Below are 23,588 nucleotides of genomic sequence, written 5' to 3'. Positions count from 1 at the left end.
CGCCAGGCGGGGACGGCGTGTCGCCGGCCGAACGTGAAACTCAGCGGGTCGGTCAGGCCGGGGTGACGCGCCCGACGAGGTGCGGCACGGACTTGCGGGAGTCGCGGACGCCGAACGTCGTCACGTCGCCCTCGGTCTCGGTGCCGAACACGACCGTCGAGGGCAGCAGCACGGGCTTCTTGAACTCCACGTCGACCGTGTAGGCGTCCGGGAGGCGGTTCTGCAGGGTGGCCAGGCTGTGCGCCTTGGTCCACATCCCGTGGGCGATCTGGCGCGGGAACCCAAAGGCCTTGGCCGTCCACGGGTACAGGTGGATCGGGTTCCGGTCGCCGGAGACGGCGCCGTAGCGCCGGCCCAGGTCGCCACCGAGCTTCCAGTGGACGACACCCTCGGGGGCCTCGACGCCGGCGAGCGCCGGGGTCGTGGGCTCCTCGCCGCCGTTCCGGCTGCGGAACAGGACCGTCATGGTCTCGTCCCACACCAGCTCGCCGCCGACGTGCGCCTCGCTGACCAGCGAGATGAGCCGGCCCTTCGGGTGCGGCTCGTCCGACGCCGCCCGCAGCGTGAGGTCGTAGATCTCCTCGCGGCCGATCGGCCGGTGCTGGGTGATCCGGTTGCGCAGGTGCACCGCGCCCATCGGCGGGAACGGGAACGCCGTGTCCGTCATGAGGCTCAGGTGCAGCGTGTGGGCCGCGATGTGCGGGTACGTCGCCGGCAGGGTCTCGGCGCGCGAGAAGCCGCACACCTCGTTGTACCGGTCGAGGTGGGCCAGGTCCGTCGTCACCCGGGTGCGGCGCAGGACGGTCTCGGGGAGCCCGCCCTTCTCGTGCTTGATGCCCGGCAGGCCGCCGACGACCGGGATCGCCGGCAGCGCCGCCTTGAGCATCAGGCGCAGCCCGGCCGGCGCCCGGTCGAAGGTGCGGGTCGTCACCTCAGGCACCGAGGAATCCCTGGCCGCAGACCCGGACGACGTTCCCGGAGATCGCCGACGAGCCGGGGTGGCAGTACCAGGCGATCGCCTCGGCGACGTCGACCGGCTGGCCACCCTGCGACAGCGAGCTCAGGCGACGCCCGGCCTCGCGGATGCCCAGCGGCATCGTCTTGACCATGTCGGTCTCGATGAATCCGGGAGCGATCGCGTTGACCGTGATGCCGGCCTCGGCCGTCTTCGGCGCGAGCGCCTGGACGAAGCCGATGACGCCGGCCTTGGCCGTGCCGTAGTTGGTCTGGCCGTTGTTGCCGGCGATGCCCGCGATGGACGAGATGCCGATGACGCGGCCACCGGGCCGGATCAGCTTGTGGTCGAGCAGGTGGGCGGTGATCCGCTCGGGGGCGCCGACGCTGATGTCGACGACCTTGGCCCAGTTCTCGGACTTCATGTTCTTCAGGCGCTTGTCGCGCGTGATGCCGGCGTTGTGCACGACGAAGTCGACGCCGTCACCGAGGCTGGAGGCGATCTTCTCGGGCGCGTCCTGCTCGGTGATGTCGCAGATGATCGACGATCCGCCGAGCTCGGCCATGAGATGCTCGAGGTCCTCGGCCAGCGGGGGGACGTCGAGACCGATGATGGTGGCGCCGTCGCGGTGCAGCGTGCGGGCCATCGCCGCGCCCAGGCCGCGCGAGGCGCCCGTGACGAGGGCGACCTTGCCGGTGAGCGGCTTCGCCGGGTCGGCGGGGGAGTCGGCCTCGACGAGGTCGGTGGTGCCGAGGCGGACGACCTGGCCGTCGACGAAGGCGGACTTCGGCGAGAGGAGGAAGCCCAGCGTCGAGCCGATCGCGTCCTTCGACTCGGGCGTCACGTAGACCAGGTTGGCGGTGCTGCCGTTGGCGCCGATCTCCTTCGCGAGCGAACGGACGAAGCCCTCGAGCCCGCGCTGGGCGATCGCCGCGCCGATCGAGTCGGTGCGCTCGGGCAGCAGGCCGATGACGACGACCTTGGCGTTGTTGGCCAGGCTGCGCAGCACCGGGGTGAAGAACTCCTGGATGGCCACGGTGCCGGCGGCGGAGTCGATGCCCGAGGCGTCGAGGACCAGGCCCTGGTAGCGGCGGCCGTCGGCGCGGACGCTGGTGGCGTCGATGCCGGAGGCTTTGAGCAGGCCCGGGAGGGCGCCGGTCAGCAGGCCCTCGCCGCCGATGAGGACGGGGCCGTCCACGAGGGCGCCACCCTGGTACCGCCGGAGCTCCGGCGGGTTCGGCAGGCCCAAGTTCTTCACCAGGAACTGACCGATCGGATTCTGGATCATCGACTTGTAACGGTCGCTCATCGCAGGGTGTGTCCTATCTCTCGGATCTCTCGGATACCATCGGTATCTGAACGCGTTAAGGTGACTCTAGCCTGCCCCAGAGCACCTCGGCAAAGGAAAGCGACGTACGTCGCAGACGAAAGGTTTCTCATGGCTAACCAGCCCTCCAAGAAGGCCTCGAAGGCCGCGTCGTCCGACGCCGGCACCATCCGTCGCGTCGCCGTCATCGGCGGCAACCGCATCCCGTTCGCGCGCTCGAACACCGTCTACAACGGCGTCTCCAACCAGGAGATGCTGACCGCGGCGCTCGACGGCCTCGTCGACCGCTTCGGGCTCGAGGGCGAGCGTGCCGGCGAGGTCGTCGCCGGCGCCGTCCTGAAGCACGCCCGCGACTTCAACCTGACCCGCGAGGTCGTCCTCGGCTCCAAGCTGTCGCCGGCGACGCCCGCCACCGACATCCAGCAGGCGTGCGGCACCGGCCTGCAGGCTGCGTTCCAGGTCGCCAACAAGATCGCGCTCGGCAAGATCGAGTTCGGCATCGCCGGTGGCACGGACACGACGTCCGACGCCCCGCTGGCCCTGAACGACAAGCTGCGCAAGATCCTGCTGCAGGTCAACCAGGCCAACGCCAAGGGCGACAAGAAGGCGCTGCTGAAGCTGCTCGCGCAGATCCGCCCGGGCCACCTGGCGCCCGACCAGCCGCGCAACGCCGAGCCGCGCACCGGCCTGTCGATGGGCGACCACCAGGCGCTCACCACCCACGAGTGGGGCATCACCCGTGAGGCCCAGGACGAGCTGGCCGCCCGGTCGCACCAGAACCTCGCCGCCGCGTGGGAGTCGGGCTGGCAGGACGACCTCGTCACGCCGTTCAACGGCGTCGAGCGCGACAACCACCTGCGCCCGGACTCCACGGTCGAGAAGCTGGCCAAGCTCAAGCCCGTCTTCGGCAAGCAGCTCGGCGACGCGGCCACGATGACCGCCGGCAACTCCACCCCGCTGTCGGACGGCGCCTCGGTCGCGCTGCTCGCCTCCGAGGACGAGGCCGCGCGTCGCGGCTGGGACGTCAAGGCGTACCTGGTCGACTACGAGACGGCCGCGGTCGACTACGTCAACGGTGGCGAGGGTCTGCTGATGGCTCCGGCCTACGCCGTGCCGCGGATGCTCGAGCGCAACGGCCTGTCCCTGCAGGACTTCGACTTCTACGAGATCCACGAGGCGTTCGCCGGCCAGGTGCTGTCGACGCTCGCGGCGTGGGAGGACGCGGACTTCTGCAAGCAGCGTCTGGGTCTCGACAGCCCGCTGGGCGCCATCGACCGCAGCAAGCTGAACGTCAAGGGCTCGTCGCTCGCGGCGGCTCACCCGTTCGCCGCGACGGGCGGTCGCATCATCGCCAACCTGGCCAAGCTGCTGGAGGAGAAGGGCTCGGGCCGTGGCCTGATCTCGATCTGCGCCGCCGGCGGCCAGGGCGTCGTCGCGATCCTCGAGCGCTGACCTGAGACAGGAACGGGGCCGGTGGCAGTCGCCACCGGCCCCGTTCTCGTCTGGGGGAGGGTCAGTCCTCGGGCTCGACGATCGCCCGGATCGAGCGCTTCGCGAGGTCGACGACCTCGGGCATCGGCAGGTGCTCCATGGCGGGCAGGCCGGAGTTCATCTCGCGGATCGAGCGCTGGAACGTCACGAGGTTCAGGATGCCCAGGCCCTGGGTGTACATGATGTTCGCGATGAGTTCGGGGTCCTTGACGTCGAAGGCCCCCGACGCGTTGCCGGCCTCGATCGCGCTGGTGATGTGGTCGAAGCAGCGGTTGATGGCTGCGCCGAGCTCGGTGAGGCGCTCGAGGCTGATCTGCTCGAGCAGCTCGGACCCGCGATGGCGCAGCAGCGACTGCGCGCAGTCGACGAACGCGGGGTAGAAGCTGCCGTACTCGAGGAACTCGACGGTGATGACGTCGATCCGCTCGGCGGGGCTCATCTCGGGGTCGTCTGACTTCGCGAGCCGCTGCTCGAGCTCGTTGAGGTAGTCGACCAGCGTCATCGCGAAGAGCTCTTCCTTCGTGGTGAAGTGCCGGTAGATGATTGCTCGGTTGATGCCGACGGCGCGCGCGATGTCCTCGATCTGGGCTTCCCGCATGCGACGCTCGTCGAAGAGCGCCCGGGTCGCGTCAAGGATCTCGCGCGTGCGCTGCGCCCGGCGCTCCACGATGGCCATGCAACGACCCTATCGGCTGGGTCAACGACCACATCTCGGGCGGGTCCGCATCCTGACGTCGATTCCCTTGAGTGTGATCTCGCTGACCCCTAAGGTGTCGGCATGGCGAAGTTGGACATACGTACCAAGTCGTGTCTCGTGACGGGCGCGACGGGAGGGATCGGTGCGGCGACCGCACGAGCGTTGAGCCGGGAGGGAGCCCGACTCGTGCTGACCGATCTCGACCAGGGGGCGCTGGACGAGCTGGCCGACGAGCTGCGCGCGTCGGGTGGCGAGGTCCTCGTCGCCACGGCGTTGGACCTCACGGACGCGGAGTCCGTGAGGTCCTTCGCCGAGGGCGTCGACGCCCGGTTCGGGTCGCTGGACGTCCTGCTCAACATCGCCGGGATCTCGGTCTGGGGCACGATCGACCGCCTCGAGGAGGAGCACTGGCGTCGGTTGATCGACGTCAACCTGATGGGGCCCGTGCACGTCCTGTCGTCCTTCCTGCCGGCGATGATCGACGCGGGACGCGGGGGACACATCGTGAACGTCTCCAGCGCGGCCGGGATCTTCGGGCTGCCCTGGCACGCGGCCTACAGCGCCAGCAAGTTCGGGCTGCGCGGCGTCTCGGAGGTGCTGCGCTTCGACCTCAGACACCACGGGATCGGAGTCAGCCTCGTCTGCCCCGGCGCGGTGGCCACGCCGCTGGTCCAGGGACTGGAGGTGGTGGGGGTCGACCGCTCGGCGCCGTCGATCCAGAAGGTCGAGCAGCAGTTCCTGCGTCACGCCATCAGCCCCGCGGAGGCGGCCGAGGCGATCGTGTCGGGACTGGTGCGCCGTAGGTACTGGGTCTACACGTCCCGCGACATCCGCATCGGTCACTACGCCCAGCGCTGGTGCCCCCCGGCGTACGCGCTGGTGATGCGGGCGCTCAACCGCAAGCTCACGCGGGCACTCGCCCAGGCGCAGAAGGAGGCGGCGAGATGAGGGAGCCGAGGATCGCACCGGGTCGGCTGCGCCAGCTCGGACCGGTCAACCACCTGCTGGGCAAGGTCCTGTCCCGCGGCGCCGGGGTCCGCGAGGCGCACCTGTTCACGACGCTCGGCCGGCACCGCTCGCTCTTCCGCTGGTGGTTGGCCTGGTCCGGGGCCCTCATGCTGCGCGGTCGCCTGCCGCGGCGCGAGACCGAGCTCGTCATCCTGCGCGTCGCCCACCGGTGCGACAGCGACTACGAGCGGCGCCACCACGTCCGGCTCGGCGGCCGTGCGGGCCTGAGCGACGAGGAGATGGAGCGGGTCCGTGACGAGCAGCCCACGGGGTGGAAGCCAGCGGACGCCGTGCTCCTCGAGGCGACCGACCAGCTGCTGGCCGCCGAGGACGTCGACGACGTCGCCTGGCGACGGCTGCGGGCGTACTGGGACGAGCGCCAGGCGATCGAGCTGTGCCTGCTCGTGGGCCAGTACCGGGGCCTGGCCACGACCATCCGCACGCTGGGCATCGCGCCCGACCGCTGACCGTCCGTCGGCGGAGAGCCCCGGCCGTCACGAGGAAAGTGTCGGACCGCGCCCGTAGGCTCGAACCATGCGACCCGTCTCCGAACTCACGCGACAGGTGGCGCCGTTCGAGGTCGTCTCCGAGTACCAGCCCGCCGGCGACCAGCCGGCCGCGATCGCCGAGATCACGAAGCGCATCCAGGGCGGCACCGACGACGTCGTGCTGATGGGCGCCACCGGCACCGGCAAGACGGCCACCACGGCCTGGCTCGCCGAGCAGCTGCAGCGCCCGATGCTGGTGATGCTGCCCAACAAGACGCTCGCGGCCCAGTTCGCCAACGAGTTGCGCGAGCTGCTGCCGAACAACGCCGTCGAGTACTTCGTGTCGTACTACGACTACTACCAACCCGAGGCGTACATCGCCCAGAGCGACACCTACATCGAGAAGGACTCCTCGATCAACGAGGAGGTCGAGCGGCTGCGGCACTCGGCCACGTGGTCGCTGCTCACCCGTCGCGACGTCATCGTCGTGGCCACGGTGTCGTGCATCTACGGCCTCGGCTCGGCACAGGAGTACCTCGAGCGCCGGATCGGCTTCAAGGTCGGCGACGAGATGGGGCGCGACCACCTGCTGCGCACGCTCGTGCAGGCCCAGTACGTCCGCAACGACGTCAGCGCCACGCGGGGCACGTTTCGGGTCAAGGGCGACACCGTCGAGATCTTCCCCGTCTACCAGGAGATGGCGGTGCGGGTGGAGTTCTTCGGCGACGAGATCGAGCGGCTGATGACGCTGCACCCGCTCACGGGCGAGATCCTCAGCGACGACCAGGAGCTCTTCGTCGGCGCGGCCACCCACTACGCCGCCGGCCCCGAGACGATGGCCCGCGCCATCGAGCGGATCAAGGTCGAGCTCGAGGAGCGCCTCGAGGTGCTCGAGCGCGAGAACAAGCTGCTGGAGGCCCAGCGGCTGCGCATGCGCACCACGTACGACCTCGAGATGATGGAGCAGGTCGGCACCTGCTCGGGCATCGAGAACTACTCGCTGCACATGGACGGCCGCCCGCCGGGATCGGCGCCGAACTGCCTGCTCGACTACTTCCCGCAGGACTTCGTGCTCGTCGTGGACGAGTCGCACGTCACGATCCCGCAGATCGGCGCGATGTACGAGGGTGACATGAGCCGTAAGCGGTCGCTGGTCGAGCACGGGTTCCGGCTGCCCAGCGCGATGGACAACCGTCCGCTCAAGTGGCCCGAGTTCCTCCAGCGCATCGGCCAGACGGTCTACCTGTCGGCCACGCCGGGCAACTACGAGATGGACAAGGTCGGGGGAGACGTCGTCGAGCAGGTCATCCGCCCCACGGGCCTGATCGACCCCGAGGTCATCGTCAAGCCCACGAAGGGCCAGATCGACGACCTGATCGGCGAGATCAACGACCGGGTCTCCCGCAACGAGCGCGTGCTGGTCACGACGCTCACGAAGAAGATGTCCGAGGACCTCACCGACTACCTGCTCGAGGCGGGCATCCGCACGCGATACCTGCACAGCGAGGTCGACACGCTGCGCCGCGTCGAGCTGCTGCGCGAGCTGCGGATGGGCGAGTACGACGTCCTGGTCGGCATCAACCTGCTGCGCGAGGGTCTCGACCTGCCCGAGGTGAGCCTCGTGGCGATCCTCGACGCCGACAAGGAGGGCTTCCTGCGCTCCGCCCGGTCGCTCATCCAGACGATCGGTCGCGCGGCGCGCAACGTGTCCGGACAGGTCATCATGTACGCCGACCGGATCACCGACTCGATGGCGTCGGCGATCGACGAGACCAACCGCCGCCGGGCCAAGCAGGTCGCCTACAACACCGAGCGCGGCATCGACCCGCAGCCGCTGCGCAAGAAGATCGGCGACATCACCGACATGCTCGCCCGCGAGGACGAGGACACCCGCGCACTGCTGGCCGCCACCGGCGACCACCGCCGCAAGGGCGCGGCGGTGCCGTTGGGCCAGCACACGAAGAACCTCGCCGACCTGCCCTCGGGCGAGCTGGCCTCGCTGATCGACCAGCTGTCCGACCAGATGCACCAGGCGGCGGCCGACCTGCAGTTCGAGGTGGCGGCGCGCCTGCGCGACGAGATCAGCGAGCTCAAGCGCGAGCTGCGCGGCATGATCGGCGCCGGCACCTGAGTTCGCGCCGCCTTCGCCCGGCTGTCAGACTGGACCGCGGAGGGGAGTATTCCCATCACCGGCGTCTCGTCAGCACGGGGGTCACTGTCGACCATCCCGGGGCGCCGGACCGGTCATCGTCTGCAGTCCGGTGGAAGAGACCTCCGAGTCTTTGACGACCCGGAGAGAACAGAGGACCGCCTGTGAACGTCAGCATGCTCGAATGGGGAGTCACCCTCGCGGTGACCATCGCCATCCTGCTGTTCGACATCGTCGTGATCGCCCGCAAGCCGCACGAGCCCACGACGAAGGAGTGTGCGGTCTACCTGTCGGTCTACATCGGCCTGGCCGTCGCCTTCGGCGCCTGGGTCTGGGCCTTCCACGGCAGCCAGTACGGCATCGAGTTCTACGCCGGCTGGCTGACCGAGTACAGCCTGTCGATCGACAACCTGTTCATCTTCATCATCATCATGAGCAGCTTCGCCGTCCCGCGGAAGTACCAGCAGGAGGCGCTGCTCGTCGGCATCATCCTGGCGCTGGTGTTCCGCGGCATCTTCATCGCTGTCGGCGCCGTGGCCATCGAGCAGTTCTCGTGGGTCTTCTACGTGTTCGGTGCGTTCCTGCTCTACACCGCGGTCAAGCTGGTGGCCGACAACGACGAGGACGACGACGTCGAGAACGCGGTCGTCCGGTTCGCGCGGAAGCGCTTCAACCTCAGCGACAAGTGGGACGGGCTCAAGCTCGTCGTCCGCGAGAACGGCCGCCGCGCGATCACGCCGATGGCGCTGGTGATCATCGCGCTGGGCACCACGGACATCCTGTTCGCGCTGGACTCCATCCCGGCGATCTTCGGCCTCACCAAGGAGCCGTACATCGTCTTCACCGCGAACGTGTTCGCGCTGATGGGCCTGCGCCAGCTCTACTTCCTGCTCGGCGACCTGCTGCAGCGCCTGGTGTTCCTGTCCTACGGCCTGGCGTTCCTGCTGTTCTACATCGGCGTCAAGCTGGTGCTGCACGCGCTGCACGAGAACGAGCTGCCGTTCATCAACGGCGGCGAGCCCGTGCACCACGTGGGTCCGGTGCCCATCCCCGAGATCCCCACCCTGCTGAGCCTGGGCGTGATCATCGCGACGCTGACGATCACGGCCGTGGCGAGCCTCTGGTACTCCAAGAAGTACCCCGAGCGCGTCGGCGGCGGGCACTGACCTCGCCGCCGCCGGGGTCCCTCAGGGGATCTCGTGCGGCGGCAGGTCGTCGGGGTTCGTCTCGAGGCGCTCGCCCCGGCGACGGCTCAGGAAGTACATCGGCACGGACAGGACGAGTCCGATCACGAGCAGGATCCCGGCGATCTCGTACTGCGAGCCGGGGCGACCCGACAGCGGCGTGACGAGGTAGACGCACGTCACGATGCCGAGCAGGGCGACCGGGGCCGCGGTGCGGAAGTGCGAGTGGTCGACCGTGTCCTTGCGCAGGACCAGCACGGCCGTGTTGACGACCGCGAAGACGGCGAGCAGCAGCAGGCTGGTGGTGCCGCCGAGCACGGCGACCGCCTCGGTGCTGGCGTTCGAGACGTAGGCGATCAGGCCGAGGGACAAGGCGGTGGTGAACGCGATCGACACCCACGGCGTCTGGCGCTTGCTGACCTTGGCCAGGCCGTGGGGGATGACGCCCTGCTTGCCCATCCCGTACAGCAGACGGCTGGCCATCAGCATGTTGATGAGCGCCGAGTTGGCGACGGCGAACATCGAGATGAACGGCAGGATCGTGTCGATCGGGATGTCGGGGGCACCCTGCTCGACCACGGTCACCAGCGGGGTGTCGTTGCCGGCGAGTTCGCCGACGGGGACGATCGCGACGGCGCAGATCGAGACGAGGATGTAGATGACGCCGGTGAGCCCCAGGCCGGTCAGCATGATCTTGGGGAAGATCCGGTTCGGCTCGTGGCACTCCTCGGCCATGTTGACGGCGTCCTCGAAGCCGACCATCGCGAAGAAGGCCAGCGAGGTCGCCGTGGTCACGGCGAGGAAGACGTTCTTGTCGTCAGGGGTCTCGAACGCGACCACCGCGCCCCAGTCGGCGTCGCCGCCGGCGATCGCCCAGAGCCCGACGAGGATCACCAGCAGCAGGCCCGAGAGCTCGACCAGCGTGAGCACGACGTTCGTCTTGACGCCCTCGCTGACCCCGCGCAGGTTGATCGCCGCGATCAGCAGCATGAACGCCAGGGCGATCAGCATGATCTCGAGGTTCGACGCCTCCCAGTCGAACCCGACGGCGAGGTTCGCGGCGAAGGCGCGTGAGGCCGTGGAGGCCGACGTGATGCCCGAGCACATCACGGTGAACGCGACCATGAACGTCAGGAAGTGGACCCCGAAGGCCTTGTGCACGTAGAGCGCCGCACCGGCGGCCTGCGGGTACTTGGTGACCAGCTCGAGGTAGGACAGCGCCGTCAGCAGCGCGACCGCGAACGCGATGAGGAACGGCAGCCAGGCGGCGCCGCCCACCTCGGCGGCGACCTGGCCGGTGAGGGCGTAGACGCCGGTGCCCAGGATGTCGCCGACGATGAAGAGCAACAGGAGTTTGGGCCCGAGGACCCGTCGGAGTTCGGTCGGCTGTTGCGTCGATTCGGTGCTGGTCGCCATGGCTCCCCCTCGTGTGGTGCCTTCAGAGTCGCGCCGTGTGCCCGATCCGGCAACCCCGACGGTCTATCGTGTGCGGGTGAGATGGTTGCGGGGAGTCCGCTCGAGAGTGCTGACGTCGGTCGCCCGGCGACACGTCAGCAAGCGCGGGATCGACCTCGCCAGCTTCTCCTTCATCCCCGAGCCCACCAAGGCGCCGTTGCAGCGCGTGGGCCTGGATCCGGTGCCGCGACTGGCCCAGATCCGCGAGTCCGAGCCGTTGCACCGGCTCGACCTGCCGTTCGACTTCACCGCGTACCTCGTCACGGGGTACGAGGAGGCGCGCCAGGTGCTCACGGCCCGCGACACGTACTCCACCGACATCCGGCACCTGTTCTCCGGCGACGGCCCCGCCACGTCGGACGACATCGGGGGACTGGGGTTCACCGACCCGCCGGTGCACACCCGGCTGCGCAAGATCATCACCCCTGAGTTCACGATGCGCCGCCTGGCGCGGCTCGAGCCGCTGATCGAGCAGTTCGTCGAGCGGGCCCTCGATGAGCTGGAGGCGGCCGGTCCCGGCGCCGACCTGGCCAGGGTGCTGGCGTTCCCCATCCCGTTCAACACGATCTGCGCGCTGCTGGGCCTCGACTACGACGACACCCAGGCCTTCTCGAAGCTGGGCAGCGCGCGGTTCGACGCGACCAACGGGGGAGCGGCGGCGTTCGGCGCGGTGTCGGAGCAGCGCGAGTTCCTCTTCGACGCCGTGGCCCGCCAGCGCAAGGAGCCCGGACCCGGCCTCATCGGGCAGATCATCCGCGACGAGGGCGAGCTGATCTCCGACCAGGACCTGGCGGGGCTCGCGGACGGGGTCTTCACCGGCGGGTACGAGACGACCGCCGGGATGATCGCGCTCAGCACCCTGATGCTCACCCGCGACCCCGCCTACGCCGAGCTGGTGCGCTCGGGCGATCGCAAGACGCTCGACCGCGTCATCGAGGAGCTGCTGCGCTACTTCTCGGTGGTCCAGGTGGCGTTCCCCCGGTTCGCGAAGCAGGACATGGAGCTCTTCGGCCAGAGGATCGAGGCGGGCGACGTCCTGCTGGTGTCCCTCAGCGCGGCCGACCGCGACCCGCGCGCCGCCGGTGCGGACCCCGACACGTTCGACCCGACGCGCACCCCGGCCAGCGGCCACCTCGCGTTCGGGCACGGCATCCACCGCTGCATCGGCGCAGAGCTGGCCCGGATGGAGCTGCGGATCGCCCTGCCGAGGCTGCTGCAGCGGTTCCCCGACCTGCGCGTCGCCGTGCCCGAGTCCGAGCTGGAGTTCCGTCAGCTCAGCTTCGTCTTCGGCATCGAGTCGCTGCCCGTCACCTTCTGACGGTCACCAGCCGCGGGCGCGCCAGTCGGACAGGCCGGGGCGCTCGGCGCCGATCGTCGAGTCGTCGCCGTGGCCGGGGTAGAACCACGTGTCGTCGTCGAAGCGCGCGAACAGCTTGCCCTCGACGTCGCCGATGAGCCGCAGGAAGTCGTCGGGCGACCACGTGCGCCCGACGCCGCCGGGGAACAGGGAGTCGCCGGTGAACAGGTGGGTGACGCCGTCGGGGTCGTCGTAGGCCAGCGCGATCGAGCCCGGCGTGTGGCCGACGATCTCGATGACCTCCAGCTCGCACGAGCCGACGCGGACCCGGGCGCCGGTGCGGACGCGGACGTCCACGTCGACCGGGAGCTCGTCGGCATCGTCCTCGCCGGCGACGGTCTCGGCGCCGGTGGCCGCCACCACCTCGGCCAGGGCCTGCCAGTGGTCGCCGTGGCGGTGGGTCGTGATCACGCGCGCCAGGCCCCGGTCGCCGATGAGCTCGAGCAGGCGCGGGGCCTCGTCGGCGGCGTCGATCAGCACCTGCTCGCCCGTGAGGGCGCAGCGCAGCAGGTAGGCGTTGTTGGCCATCGGGCCCACGGCGATCTTGGTGATCACCAGGTCGCCGGCCTCGCGGGTGTCGGGGGCGCCCCCGACCGTGACCTGTCCGGTGTACGTCATGGTCGCGAGCCTATCGTCGAGAGGTTTCTGTCAGGTTCCGTCAGTACGCTGGACCAGTGGCTGATCGTCTCGTCGTCCGGGGTGCCCGCGAGCACAATCTCAAAGATGTCTCCGTAGATCTGCCCCGTGACTCGCTCATCGTGTTCACGGGTCTGTCCGGCTCGGGCAAGTCGTCCCTCGCGTTCGATACGATCTTCGCCGAGGGCCAGCGCCGCTACGTCGAGTCGCTCTCGGCGTACGCCCGGCAGTTCCTCGGCCAGATGGACAAGCCCGACGTCGACTTCATCGAGGGCCTGTCGCCCGCGGTCTCGATCGACCAGAAGTCGACCTCGCGCAACCCGCGCTCCACGGTCGGCACCATCACCGAGGTCTACGACTACCTGAGGCTGCTCTACGCGCGCGCCGGGCGGGCGCACTGCCCCACGTGCGGCGAGCCCATCGGCCGCCAGACCCCGCAGCAGATCGTCGACCGCATCCAGGCCGGCGAGGAGGGTGCCCGGTTCCAGGTGCTCGCGCCGGTCGTCCGCGGGCGCAAGGGCGAGTACCTCGACCTGTTCCGCCAGCTGCAGCAGGCCGGCTTCAGCCGCGCCATCGTCGACGGCGAGGTCCACATGCTCGCCGACGAGCCGCCCAAGCTCGCCAAGCAGAAGAAGCACACGATCGAGGTCGTCGTCGACCGCCTCACCGTCAAGCCGTCCTCGAAGCAGCGCCTCACGGAGTCGATCGAGACCGCGCTCGGCCTGGCCGAGGGTCTCGTCATCATCGACTACGTCGGTCTCGACGAGAAGGACCCGCAGCGCCGTCGCCGCTTCTCCGAGAAGTTGTCGTGCCCCAACGATCACCCCCTGCAGGTCGACGAGCTCGAGCCGCGGTCGTTCTCGTTCAACGCCCCGTACGGTGCGTGCCCCGAGTGCCACGGCCTCGGCTCGCGCAAGGAGGTCGACGCCGAGCTGCTCGTGCCCGACCCCGAGAAGACGCTCGCCGAGGGCGCGATCACGGCGTGGTCGTACACGCAGGTGTCCGACTACTTCCTGCGGCTCATGCGCTCGCTCGGCGACGAGATGGGCTTCGACGTCGACACCCCGTGGCAGGACCTGTCCGACGAGGTGCAGGACGCCCTGATGAACGGGCACGCCACGAAGGTCCACGTCCAGTACAAGAACCGATACGGCCGCCAGCGCTCCTACTGGGCCGAGTTCGAGGGCGCCCGTGCGTTCGTCGAGCGCCGTCACTCCGAGACCGAGTCCGACACCAGCCGCGAGCGGTTGGAGGGCTTCATGCGCGAGGTCCCGTGCCCCACCTGCAAGGGCACCCGCCTCAAGCCGGTCATCCTCGCGGTCACCCTCGAGTCCGAGAAGTACGGCAAGAAGAACATCGCCGAGGTCTGCCACCTGTCGATCGCCGAGGCTGCCGACTACCTGCAGACCCTCACCATGAGCGATCGCGAGCGCCAGATCGGCGAGCGCGTGCTCAAGGAGATCCACGAGCGACTGCGCTTCCTGCTCGACGTCGGCCTCGACTACCTCGCGCTCGACCGCGCCGCCGGGTCGCTGTCCGGAGGCGAGGCCCAGCGCATCCGGCTGGCCACGCAGATCGGCGCCGGTCTGGTGGGCGTGCTGTACGTGCTCGACGAGCCGTCCATCGGCCTGCACCAGCGCGACAACCACCGACTCATCGAGACGCTCGTGCGGCTCAAGAACCTCGGCAACACGCTGATCGTCGTCGAGCACGACGAGGACACGATCCGCGCGTCGGACTGGGTCGTCGACATCGGCCCGGGCGCCGGCGAGCACGGGGGACAGGTGATCGTCTCGGGCACCGTCGACGAGCTGCTCTCCAGTCCCGACTCCCTGACGGGTGCCTACCTCTCGGGCCGCACGTCGATCCCGGTCCCCGAGGTCCGCCGCCCGCGCGACAAGGGCCGCCAGCTGACGGTCAAGGGCGCGCGCGAGAACAACCTGCGCAACGTCGACGTGTCCTTCCCGCTGGGCCAGCTGGTGTCGGTCACGGGCGTGTCCGGCTCGGGCAAGTCCACGCTGGTCAACGACATCCTCTACACCTCGCTGGCCCGCCAGATCTACAAGGCGCGCACCATCCCGGGGCGTCACCGCACGATCGAGGGCACCGAGAACGTCGACAAGGTCATCCACGTCGACCAGTCGCCGATCGGTCGCACGCCGCGCTCCAACCCGGCCACGTACACCGGCGTCTTCGACCACGTGCGCAAGCTCTTCGCGCAGACGCCCGAGGCCAAGATGCGCGGTTACCAGCAGGGCCGGTTCTCGTTCAACATCAAGGGCGGGCGCTGCGAGGCGTGCCGCGGCGACGGCACGATCAAGATCGAGATGAACTTCTTGCCCGACGTCTACGTGCCGTGCGAGGTCTGCCACGGGGCTCGCTACAACCGCGAGACGCTCGAGGTGCACTACAAGGGCAAGACGATCGCCGAGGTGCTCGACATGCCGATCGAGGAGGCCGTCGACTTCTTCGAGGCCATCCCCGCGATCGCGCGTCACCTGCGCACCCTGGTCGACGTCGGCCTGGGCTACGTCCGGCTCGGCCAGCCCGCGCCGACGCTCTCCGGCGGCGAGGCCCAGCGCGTCAAGCTGGCGTCCGAGCTGCAGAAGCGGTCCACCGGCCGCACGGTCTACGTGCTCGACGAGCCCACCACGGGTCTGCACTTCGAGGACATCCGCAAGCTGCTCATCGTGTTGCAGCGCCTCGTCGACACGGGCAACTCGGTCATCGTCATCGAGCACAACCTCGACGTCATCAAGGCCTCGGACTGGATCATCGACATGGGTCCCGAGGGCGGCAGCGGCGGCGGCATGGTCGTCGCCCAGGGCACGCCCGAGGAGGTCGCGGCCCACCCGGAGTCGCACACCGGCCGGTTCCTCAAGCCCCTGCTGTCGTGAGGCCCGATCGTGGCTGACCCGTCGACCTACCGCCCCCGGCCGGGGGAGATCCCGACCGACCCGGGCGTCTACCGGTTCCGCGACGAGCAGGGCCGGGTCATCTACGTGGGCAAGGCCAAGAGCCTGCGCCAGCGGCTGAACTCCTACTTCCAGGACGTCGGCCACCTGCACCCGCGCACGCACCAGATGGTCACCACGGCCACGTCCGTCGAGTGGACGGTCGTCAACACCGAGGTCGAGGCGCTGGCGCTGGAGTACTCCTGGATCAAGGAATACGACCCGCGCTTCAACGTCAAGTACCGCGACGACAAGTCCTACCCGTGGCTGGCCGTCACGGTCGGCGAGGACATCCCGCGGGTCCTGGTCATGCGCGGCGCCCAGCGCAAGGGCGTGCGCTACTTCGGCCCCTACGGGCATGCCTGGGCCATCCGCGACACGGTCGACACCCTGTTGCGCGTCTTCCCCATGCGGTCCTGCAGCGCGGGTGTCTTCAAGCGCGCCCAGGCGGCAGGCCGGCCGTGCCTGCTGGGCGACATCGGCAAGTGCTCGGCCCCGTGCGTGGGACGGGTGACGCCCGACGAGCACCGCGACATCGTCGACGACTTCCTGTCGTTCATGGGTGGTCAGACGGCCGGGTTCGAGCGGGGGATCGAGGAGCGGATGCGCGACGCCGCCGCCTCCCAGGAGTACGAGCTCGCCGCCAAGTACCGCGACGACCTGATGGCGATGCGCCGGGTGCTGGAGAAGCAGTCGGTGGTGCTCGGCGACGGCACCGACGCCGACGTGCTCGGGTTCGTGGTCGACCCGCTCGAGGTGGCCGTCCAGATCTTCAACGTCCGGGGCGGACGCATCCGGGGGCAGCGCGGCTGGGTGGCCGACCGCGGCGACGACGCCGGGCTCCCCGAGCTGGTCGAGAGCGCCATCATGACGCTCTACGCCGACGTCGCGCCGGCCGCGATCCCGCGCGAGGTGCTGGTGCCCGCGCTGCCCTCCGACCACCAGGCCGTCACCGAGCTGCTCGAGGAGCGCCGCGGCGGCAAGGTCACGGTGCGGGTGCCCCAGCGCGGCGACAAGCGCGCCTTGCTCGACACCGTCGCGCAGAACGCGAAGCAGGCGCTGGGCCGCCACAAGCTCAAGCGGTCGGGCGACCTCACCAGCCGCAGCCGGGCGCTGGAGGAGATCCAGCTGGCCCTCGACCTGCCGGCGCCGCCGCTGCGGATCGAGTGCTTCGACGTGTCGAACCTGCAGGGCACCGAGATCGTCGCCTCGATGGTGGTCTTCGAGGACGGGCTCCCGCGCAAGTCCGAGTACCGCCGGTTCACGGTCCGGCACGAGGGTCAGAGCGACGTCGCCGCCATGCACGAGGTCATCACCCGCCGGTTCACCCATCACCTGAAGGCCGTCGAGCGCCAGGAGGGCACCGAGCCGGGCATCGACCCCGAGACCGGCAAGCCCCGGCGGTTCGCGTACGCGCCGTCCCTGGTCGTCGTCGACGGCGGACCCCCGCAGGTCGAGGCGGCCCGCCAGGCCATGGAGGCCCTCGGCGTCCGGGACGTGGCCCTGTGTGGGCTGGCCAAGCGCCTCGAGGAGGTGTGGCTGCCCCAGGACGAGGACCCGGTGATCCTGCCGCGCACCAGCGAGGGCCTCTACCTGCTCCAGCGCGTCCGCGACGAGGCCCACCGCTTCGCGATCACGCACCACCGCCAGCGCCGCAGCAAGTCGATGGTCGAGAGCCTGCTCGACCCGGTGCCGGGCCTGGGTGAGACGCGCCGCCGCGCGCTCATGCGCCACTTCGGCTCCTTGAAGAAGCTGCGCGCCGCGAGCGTGGAGGAGATCACAGACGTCCCCGGGATCGGGCTGGCTACGGCACAATCCATCGTGGCGGCGCTCCACGAGGGAGAGCCCCCCGCCCCGGCCGTGAACATGGCCACGGGCGAGATCCTGGAGGACTGAGGCCGACATGACCAAGCTGACCGAGTTCGTCCTCGTCACCGGGATGACCGGGGCGGGGCGCAGCACCGCCGCCAAGGCGCTCGAGAAACTCGGCTACTACGTGGTCGACAACCTCCCGCCGGGCATGCTCGGCGAGCTCGTGGCGTCGGTCGACGCCGCCGAGGACATCGACCGGCTGGCCGTGGTCGTCGACTCCCGGTCGCGCACCTTCTTCTTCGGCCTCGTCGACGCGATCGAGGCGGTGCTCGACGCGGGCATCCACGTCCGCACGCTGTACCTGGAGGCCGCCGACGAGATCCTCGTGCGCCGGCAGGAGGCCGCGCGCCGGCCCCACCCGCTGAGCCGTCAGGGCCGCCTGATGGACGGGTTCATCCACGAGCGCGCCCTGCTGCGGACCATCCGGGGTCGTGCCGACATCGTCATCGACACCAGCCGGCTCAACGTCCACCAGCTGGCCCACCGGGTGCGCCAGGCGTTCGAGGTGGAGGACGAGCGGGGCCTGCACGTCACGATCGTGTCCTTCGGCTTCAAGTACGGGATCCCGATCGACGCCGACATGGTCGCGGACATGCGCTTCCTGCCCAACCCGTTCTGGGTCGACGACCTGCGCTCGCTGAGCGGTCAGGACCCGGCGGTCCGCGAGTACGTCCACAGCCAGGACCGTGCCGAGGAGTTCCTCGACCGGTACGTCGAGCTGCTGTCGCTCATCACCAACGGGTTCCTGCAGGAGGACAAGCTCTTCCTCACCGTCGGGATCGGCTGCACGGGAGGCCGCCACCGCAGCGTCGCGATGTCCGAGGCCCTGGACCAGCGGTTGCGCGACCGGGGCGTCCGCACCCTCGTCGTCCACCGCGACCTGGGTCGCGAATGAGCTCGGCTCTGGGGGGAGGGCCGGCCGTCGTCGCGCTGGGCGGGGGTCACGGCCTCGCCGCCACGCTCTCCGCGCTGCGGCGGGTGACCGACCGGCTGACGGGCATCGTGACCGTCGCCGACAACGGCGGTTCGTCCGGGCGCCTGCGCACCGAGTTCGGGATCCTGCCGCCCGGCGACCTGCGGATGGCCCTGGCCGCTCTGTGCGGCGACGACGACTGGGGCTGGGGCTGGGCCGCGATCCTGCAGCACCGCTTCGGCGGTGACGGCCCGCTCGCCGGCCATCCGGTCGGCAACCTGCTGCTGGCCGCGCTGTGGGACATGGAGGGCGACCAGGTCACCGGACTCGACATGGTGGCCGAGCTGCTGCGGGCTCGCGGTCGCGTGCTGCCGATGGCCAACGTGCCGCTCGACATCGAGGCGGACGTCGACTTCGGGCCGACCGAGAGCGTCCGGGTCGTCCGCGGGCAGACCGAGGTCGCGACGACCTCGGGACGCATCCTGGAGGTCCGCCTCGACCCCACCGACCCCGCCGCGTGCCCGCAGGCCCTCCAGGCGCTCGAGGACGCCGCGTGGGTCACGATCGGTCCCGGCTCCTGGTTCACGAGCGTCATGCCCACCTTGCTCGTGCCGGAGCTGCGCCAGGCGCTGCTGCGCACGCCGGCCCGGCGTGCCCTGGTCCTCAACCTCGTGAACCAGCCGGGCGAGACCGAGCACCTCACGCCCGAGCAGCACCTCGAGGTGCTGGCCGCGCACGCGCCCGATCTGCACCTCGACGTCGTGGTCGCCGACACGCAGGCCACGGGCGACGTCCGGGCGCTGGAGCGCGCGGCGCGGTCGCTCGGCGCCGAGCTCGTGACGGCCGACGTGCGTTCTCCCACGCATCCGGGCCAGCACGATCCGGCTGCGCTGGCCGACGTCTTTGTCCGCACGTTCGCCACGGGCTCACCAGCGCAGGCATAGAGTGGCCCAGCGGGCTTCTCGGGACCGCTGAACTGGAGGTGTGTGGATCGATGGCGATGACGGCACAGGTGAAGGCGGAAGTGGCCCGGATCCCGGTGACCAAGGCGTGCTGCCGCAAAGCCGAGGTGTCGACGATCCTGCGATTCTCCGGCGGCCTGCACATCGTCTCGGGTCGCATCGTGATCGAGGCCGAGCTCGACACCGCCGCCGCCGCGCGCCGGCTCCGTCAGGAGATCGCCGACGTCTACGGCCACGAGAGCGAGATCATCGTCCAGCAGGGCGCCGGCGTCCGCAAGACCACCCTGTACGTGGTGCGCATCGCCCGCGGCGGGGAGCTGCTCGCCCGCCAGACCGGTCTCGTCGACGGGGGAGGGCGTCCCGTGCGCGGCCTCCCGCCGCAGGTCGTCTCCGGCCCGTCGTGCGACGCCGTCGCCGCGTGGCGCGGCGCCTTCCTGGCGCGCGGCTCGCTCACCGAGCCCGGCCGCTCGTCCGCGCTCGAGATCGGCTGCCCCGGACCCGAGGCGGCGCTGGCGATGGTCGGCGCCGCGCGCCGCATCGGCGTCTCGGCCAAGGCCCGCGAGGTCCGCGGCGGCGACCGCGTCGTCATCCGCGACGGCGAGGCCATCGGCGCCCTGCTCACCCGGCTCGGTGCGCACGAGACGCTGCTGGCCTGGGAGGAGCGCCGGATGCGCCGCGAGGTCCGCGCCACGGCCAACCGGCTGGCCAACTTCGACGACGCCAACCAGCGACGCTCCGCCCGCGCGGCCGTCGCGGCCGGTGCCCGCGCCCAGCGCGCGCTCGACATCCTCGGCGACGAGGTGCCCGACCATCTGCGGATGGCCGGCGACCTGCGCGTCCAGCACCGCGAGGCCAGCCTCGAGGAGCTCGGCCAACTGCACGAGCCGCCGCTGACGAAGGACGCGATCGCCGGGCGGATACGCCGCCTGCTCGCCATGGCGGACAAGCGGGCCCACGACCTGGGCATCGCCGACACCGAGGCCGGCCTCAACCCCGACCAGCTCGCCGACGGCTGACCCGTCTCGCAGGTCCGATGCCCCCTGCAGGGCGCGCCGCCGCGTCGGTAGGGTGAGGGCGTAACGAGTCTTTCACCCGGCAACTCAGGAGCATCCCGTGACTGTTCGTGTAGGTATCAACGGCTTCGGCCGCATCGGTCGTAACTTCTTCCGCGCGGTGCGTGCCAGCGGAGCCGACATCCAGATCGTGGCCGTCAACGATCTGACCGACAACGAGACGCTCGCGACGCTGCTGAAGTACGACTCGATCCTGGGTCGCCTCGACGCCGACGTCACCTTCGACGACACCGCGATCTACGTCGGCGACCAGAAGATCGTCGCCTTCGAGGACCGCGACCCGGCCAACCTCGACTGGTCGTCGGTCGGCGCCGACATCGTCGTCGAGTCCACCGGCTTCTTCACCGACGCCACGAAGGCCAAGGCTCACCTCGACGGCGGCGCCCAGAAGGTCATCATCTCCGCCCCGGCGAAGAACGAGGACATCACGATCGTCATGGGCGTCAACGACGACCTGTACGACGCGTCGAAGCACACGATCATCTCGAACGCCTCGTGCACGACGAACTGCCTCGCCCCGATGGCCAAGGCCCTCAACGACGGCATCGGCATCGAGCGTGGCCTCATGACCACGATCCACGCCTACACACAGGACCAGAACCTCCAGGACGCGCCCCACAGCGACCTCCGCCGCGCCCGCGCCGCCGCGCTGAACATCGTGCCGACCTCGACGGGTGCGGCCAAGGCCGTCTCGCTCGTGCTGCCCGAGCTGAAGGGCAAGCTCGACGGCTACGCGCTGCGCGTGCCGGTTCCCACGGGCTCGGCCACCGACCTGACCTTCACGGCCAGCCGCGAGACGTCGGTCGAGGAGATCAACGAGATCGTCCGCAAGGCCGCCGAGGGCTCGAGGTTCCTCAAGTACAACACCGATCCGATCGTCTCCACCGACATCGTGACCGACCCGCACTCGTGCATCTTCGACGCTCCGCTGACGAAGGTCATCGGCGACCAGGTCAAGGTCGTCGGCTGGTACGACAACGAGTGGGGCTACTCGAACCGCCTCGTCGACCTTGTGTCCCTCGTCGGCTCCTCGCTCTGAGAGGCCGGTCGTGAAGACGGTCGACGACCTGGGCAAGCTCAAGGGCAAGCGCGTCCTGGTCCGCAGTGACCTCAACGTGCCGCTCGACGGCGCGACGATCACCGACGACGGGCGCGTCCGCGCGAGCGTCCCGACGATCCAGCGGCTCGTCGACGAGGGCGCGCGCGTCATCGTCCTCGCGCACCTGGGTCGTCCGAAGGGCGAGCCCGACCCGCAGTACTCGCTGGCTCCCGTGGCCTCGCGGCTGAGCGAGCTGCTCGGCACAACGGTCCGCTTCGCCTCCGACACCGTGGGCGTCGACGCCCAGCGCACCGTCGCCGAGCTCGGGAACGGCGAGGTCGCCCTGCTGGAGAACGTCCGGTTCAACGCCGGCGAGACCAGCAAGGACGACGCCGAGCGCGGCGCCTTCGCCGACCAGCTCGCCGCGCTGGCCGACCTGTTCGTGTCCGACGGCTTCGGCGTCGTGCACCGCAAGCAGGCCAGCGTCTACGACGTCGCCGAGCGTCTCCCGGCCGCCGTCGGCGGTCTGGTGCAGGCCGAGGTCGAGGTGCTCAAGCGCCTCACCGAGTCGCCGGAGCGGCCGTACGCGGTCGTCCTGGGCGGTTCCAAGGTCTCCGACAAGCTGGGCGTCATCGACCACCTGCTGACCAAGGCCGACACCCTGGTGATCGGCGGCGGCATGGTGTTCACGTTCCTCGCCGCGCAGGGTCACGGTGTCGGGACGTCGCTGCTCGAGCAGGACCAGATCGGCGTCGCCGAGGAGTACCTGTCGCGCGCCCGCGAGCTGGGCGTCTCGATCGTGCTGCCGACGGACGTCGTCGTCGCTCCCGAGTTCAAGGCCGACGCCCCGGCCACGACCGTGGCGGTCGACCAGATCCCCGACGACCAGATGGGCCTGGACATCGGCCCGGAGTCCGCCGAGGCGTTCGCCGAGGTCATCCGCGGGTCGAAGACGGTGTTCTGGAACGGCCCCATGGGCGTGTTCGAGATGGCGGCCTTCGCGGCCGGCACCCGCACCGTCGCGCAGGCCCTGACCGAGGTGGACGGCCTGTCCGTCGTCGGCGGCGGCGACTCCGCGGCTGCCGTGCGGCAGCTGGGCTTCACCGACGACCAGTTCGGCCACATCTCGACCGGCGGCGGCGCGAGCCTGGAGTACCTGGAGGGCAAGACGCTCCCGGGTCTGGCGATCCTGGACGAATCCGGCTCGGAGGAGAGCGCATGACCCGAACACCGCTGATGGCGGGCAACTGGAAGTCCAACCTGAACCACCAGGAGGCGGTGGTCCTCGTCCAGAAACTGGCATGGACCCTGTCGGACAAGAAGCACGACTACGCGAAGAGCGAGGTCGTGGTCATCCCGCCGTTCACCGACCTACGCAGCGTCCAGACGCTGATCGACGGCGACAAGCTGCCGATCGGCTACGGCGCGCAGGACGTCTCGGCGCACGACGGCGGTGCGTACACCGGTGAGATCTCGGCGGCCATGCTGGCCAAGCTGGGCTGCTCCTACGTCGTCGTCGGGCACTCCGAGCGGCGCGAGTACCACGCCGAGTCCGACCAGGTCGTCAACGAGAAGGCCGCCAAGGCGCTCGCCGCCGGCATGACGCCCATCGTCTGCGTCGGTGAGGGCCTCGAGGTCCGCCAGGCCGGCGAGCACGTGGCGTACACGCTCGCCCAGATCGACGGCTCGCTGGCCGGGTTCTCGGCCGAGCAGGTCGCGGGACTGGTCGTCGCGTACGAGCCCGTGTGGGCCATCGGCACCGGTGAGGTGGCGACCCCCGAGGACGCCCAGGAGGTGTGCGCGGCCATCCGTGGTCGCCTCGCGGAGACCTGGGGTGCGGACGTGGCGGACCAGACACGTATCCTGTACGGCGGATCGGTCAAGGCTGCGAACGTGGCCGCTATCATGGCTAAGCCCGACGTCGACGGCGCGCTCGTCGGTGGGGCCAGCCTGGTCGCGGAGGAGTTCGCCGGGATCGTCCGGTTCTACGACATGCCCGACCTCACGAGGTCCTGACGAAAGGAGAGA

At 70.0% G+C, this 23,588-nt stretch carries 19 protein-coding genes; 14 read left to right on the top strand and 5 right to left on the bottom strand.

Annotation, left to right across the window (positions count from 1 at the left end):
* Positions 1–52 precede the first annotated feature (52 nt).
* Positions 53–940 carry a MaoC/PaaZ C-terminal domain-containing protein gene (locus tag AFL01nite_RS11860; protein ID WP_146827896.1) on the bottom strand — a complete coding sequence of 296 codons (888 nt, stop codon included), beginning with the start codon at positions 938–940 and terminating at the stop codon, positions 53–55.
* Entirely contained in the window at positions 933–2,264 is a 1,332-nt protein-coding gene (locus AFL01nite_RS11855; protein WP_146827895.1) for a 3-oxoacyl-ACP reductase, read from the bottom strand. The genes AFL01nite_RS11860 and AFL01nite_RS11855 overlap by 8 nt, the downstream gene beginning before the upstream one ends.
* 129 nt (positions 2,265–2,393) lie before the next feature.
* Here AFL01nite_RS11855 and AFL01nite_RS11850 point away from each other — a divergent pair, with 129 nt between their 5' ends.
* Complete coding sequence (locus tag AFL01nite_RS11850; protein ID WP_146827894.1) at positions 2,394–3,734, top strand: acetyl-CoA C-acetyltransferase; 1,341 nt, start codon at positions 2,394–2,396, stop codon at positions 3,732–3,734.
* Positions 3,735–3,795: 61 nt separating this feature from the next.
* Here the strand turns inward: AFL01nite_RS11850 and AFL01nite_RS11845 are convergent, their stop codons facing one another.
* Positions 3,796–4,449, bottom strand: coding sequence for a TetR/AcrR family transcriptional regulator (locus tag AFL01nite_RS11845; RefSeq protein ID WP_146827893.1), 654 nt, complete (start codon positions 4,447–4,449; stop codon positions 3,796–3,798).
* A 102-nt stretch (positions 4,450–4,551) separates the two neighbouring features.
* Between AFL01nite_RS11845 and AFL01nite_RS11840 the strand changes: the two genes are divergently transcribed.
* The 4 genes from AFL01nite_RS11840 (at position 4,552) to AFL01nite_RS11825 (ending at position 9,281) form a co-directional block, all read left to right on the top strand.
* A complete protein-coding gene (locus tag AFL01nite_RS11840) occupies positions 4,552–5,418 on the top strand; it encodes an SDR family oxidoreductase (RefSeq protein WP_146827892.1) in 867 nt (288 codons plus the stop codon).
* Positions 5,415–5,945: a carboxymuconolactone decarboxylase family protein gene (locus tag AFL01nite_RS11835; RefSeq protein WP_146827891.1), complete on the top strand. Its 531-nt coding sequence runs from the start codon at positions 5,415–5,417 to the stop codon at positions 5,943–5,945. The genes AFL01nite_RS11840 and AFL01nite_RS11835 overlap by 4 nt, the downstream gene beginning before the upstream one ends.
* Positions 5,946–6,012: 67 nt before the next feature.
* On the top strand, positions 6,013–8,097 hold the full coding sequence (gene uvrB, locus AFL01nite_RS11830) for an excinuclease ABC subunit UvrB (protein ID WP_146827890.1): 2,085 nt from the start codon (positions 6,013–6,015) through the stop codon (positions 8,095–8,097).
* A gap of 194 nt (positions 8,098–8,291) precedes the next feature.
* A complete protein-coding gene (locus AFL01nite_RS11825; RefSeq protein ID WP_246119698.1) occupies positions 8,292–9,281 on the top strand; it encodes a TerC family protein in 990 nt (329 codons plus the stop codon).
* A 21-nt stretch (positions 9,282–9,302) separates the two neighbouring features.
* On the opposite strand, the gene AFL01nite_RS11820 is transcribed toward AFL01nite_RS11825, so the two are convergent.
* Positions 9,303–10,715, bottom strand: coding sequence for an APC family permease (locus AFL01nite_RS11820; RefSeq protein ID WP_146827888.1), 1,413 nt, complete (start codon positions 10,713–10,715; stop codon positions 9,303–9,305).
* A 76-nt stretch (positions 10,716–10,791) separates the two neighbouring features.
* Between AFL01nite_RS11820 and AFL01nite_RS11815 the strand changes: the two genes are divergently transcribed.
* Positions 10,792–12,072: a cytochrome P450 gene (locus AFL01nite_RS11815; protein WP_246119697.1), complete on the top strand. Its 1,281-nt coding sequence runs from the start codon at positions 10,792–10,794 to the stop codon at positions 12,070–12,072.
* A 3-nt stretch (positions 12,073–12,075) separates the two neighbouring features.
* Here the strand turns inward: AFL01nite_RS11815 and AFL01nite_RS11810 are convergent, their stop codons facing one another.
* A complete protein-coding gene (locus AFL01nite_RS11810; protein ID WP_146827886.1) occupies positions 12,076–12,729 on the bottom strand; it encodes an MBL fold metallo-hydrolase in 654 nt (217 codons plus the stop codon).
* Positions 12,730–12,785: 56 nt separating this feature from the next.
* Here AFL01nite_RS11810 and uvrA point away from each other — a divergent pair, with 56 nt between their 5' ends.
* The 8 genes from uvrA (at position 12,786) to tpiA (ending at position 23,576) form a co-directional block, all read left to right on the top strand.
* Positions 12,786–15,644 (top strand): excinuclease ABC subunit UvrA, encoded by a 2,859-nt coding sequence (gene uvrA / locus AFL01nite_RS11805; protein ID WP_146827885.1) that lies wholly within the window; start codon positions 12,786–12,788, stop codon positions 15,642–15,644.
* A 9-nt stretch (positions 15,645–15,653) separates the two neighbouring features.
* Positions 15,654–17,597 (top strand): excinuclease ABC subunit UvrC, encoded by a 1,944-nt coding sequence (uvrC, locus tag AFL01nite_RS11800; RefSeq protein WP_146827884.1) that lies wholly within the window; start codon positions 15,654–15,656, stop codon positions 17,595–17,597.
* A gap of 7 nt (positions 17,598–17,604) precedes the next feature.
* Complete coding sequence (rapZ, locus tag AFL01nite_RS11795) at positions 17,605–18,468, top strand: RNase adapter RapZ (RefSeq protein ID WP_146827883.1); 864 nt, start codon at positions 17,605–17,607, stop codon at positions 18,466–18,468.
* Complete coding sequence (locus tag AFL01nite_RS11790) at positions 18,465–19,430, top strand: gluconeogenesis factor YvcK family protein (protein ID WP_146827882.1); 966 nt, start codon at positions 18,465–18,467, stop codon at positions 19,428–19,430. The genes rapZ and AFL01nite_RS11790 overlap by 4 nt, the downstream gene beginning before the upstream one ends.
* Before the next feature lie 50 nt (positions 19,431–19,480).
* Positions 19,481–20,464, top strand: a complete 984-nt coding sequence (gene whiA, locus AFL01nite_RS11785) for a DNA-binding protein WhiA (protein WP_146827881.1) — start codon at positions 19,481–19,483, stop codon at positions 20,462–20,464.
* Between the two features lie 97 nt (positions 20,465–20,561).
* The gene (gap, locus tag AFL01nite_RS11780) at positions 20,562–21,560 is read left to right on the top strand and encodes a type I glyceraldehyde-3-phosphate dehydrogenase (RefSeq protein ID WP_146827880.1); all 999 of its coding nucleotides are present in this window, start codon (positions 20,562–20,564) and stop codon (positions 21,558–21,560) included.
* A gap of 10 nt (positions 21,561–21,570) precedes the next feature.
* Positions 21,571–22,782, top strand: coding sequence for a phosphoglycerate kinase (locus tag AFL01nite_RS11775; RefSeq protein WP_146827879.1), 1,212 nt, complete (start codon positions 21,571–21,573; stop codon positions 22,780–22,782).
* On the top strand, positions 22,779–23,576 hold the full coding sequence (gene tpiA / locus AFL01nite_RS11770; RefSeq protein ID WP_146827878.1) for a triose-phosphate isomerase: 798 nt from the start codon (positions 22,779–22,781) through the stop codon (positions 23,574–23,576). Before AFL01nite_RS11775 ends, tpiA begins: the two co-directional genes overlap by 4 nt.
* Positions 23,577–23,588 lie beyond the last annotated feature (12 nt).

This window comes from Aeromicrobium flavum (assembly GCF_007992115.1).
GTDB lineage: Bacteria > Actinomycetota > Actinomycetes > Propionibacteriales > Nocardioidaceae > Aeromicrobium > Aeromicrobium flavum.
This window is presented reverse-complemented; position numbering and strand designations above follow the sequence as displayed.

What these genes read in the sequence shown, in the direction of transcription:
- AFL01nite_RS11855 (WP_146827895.1), bottom strand. Translation starts at nt 2,264, where the DNA reads ATGAGCGACCGTTACAAGTCGATGATCCAGAATCCGATCGGTCAGTTC.
- AFL01nite_RS11850 (WP_146827894.1), top strand. Translation starts at nt 2,394, where the DNA reads ATGGCTAACCAGCCCTCCAAGAAGGCCTCGAAGGCCGCGTCGTCCGAC.
- AFL01nite_RS11845 (WP_146827893.1), bottom strand. Translation starts at nt 4,449, where the DNA reads ATGGCCATCGTGGAGCGCCGGGCGCAGCGCACGCGCGAGATCCTTGAC.
- AFL01nite_RS11840 (WP_146827892.1), top strand. Translation starts at nt 4,552, where the DNA reads ATGGCGAAGTTGGACATACGTACCAAGTCGTGTCTCGTGACGGGCGCG.
- AFL01nite_RS11835 (WP_146827891.1), top strand. Translation starts at nt 5,415, where the DNA reads ATGAGGGAGCCGAGGATCGCACCGGGTCGGCTGCGCCAGCTCGGACCG.
- uvrB (WP_146827890.1), top strand. Translation starts at nt 6,013, where the DNA reads ATGCGACCCGTCTCCGAACTCACGCGACAGGTGGCGCCGTTCGAGGTC.
- AFL01nite_RS11825 (WP_246119698.1), top strand. Translation starts at nt 8,292, where the DNA reads ATGCTCGAATGGGGAGTCACCCTCGCGGTGACCATCGCCATCCTGCTG.
- AFL01nite_RS11820 (WP_146827888.1), bottom strand. Translation starts at nt 10,715, where the DNA reads ATGGCGACCAGCACCGAATCGACGCAACAGCCGACCGAACTCCGACGG.
- AFL01nite_RS11810 (WP_146827886.1), bottom strand. Translation starts at nt 12,729, where the DNA reads ATGACGTACACCGGACAGGTCACGGTCGGGGGCGCCCCCGACACCCGC.
- rapZ (WP_146827883.1), top strand. Translation starts at nt 17,605, where the DNA reads ATGACCAAGCTGACCGAGTTCGTCCTCGTCACCGGGATGACCGGGGCG.
- AFL01nite_RS11790 (WP_146827882.1), top strand. Translation starts at nt 18,465, where the DNA reads ATGAGCTCGGCTCTGGGGGGAGGGCCGGCCGTCGTCGCGCTGGGCGGG.
- whiA (WP_146827881.1), top strand. Translation starts at nt 19,481, where the DNA reads ATGGCGATGACGGCACAGGTGAAGGCGGAAGTGGCCCGGATCCCGGTG.
- tpiA (WP_146827878.1), top strand. Translation starts at nt 22,779, where the DNA reads ATGACCCGAACACCGCTGATGGCGGGCAACTGGAAGTCCAACCTGAAC.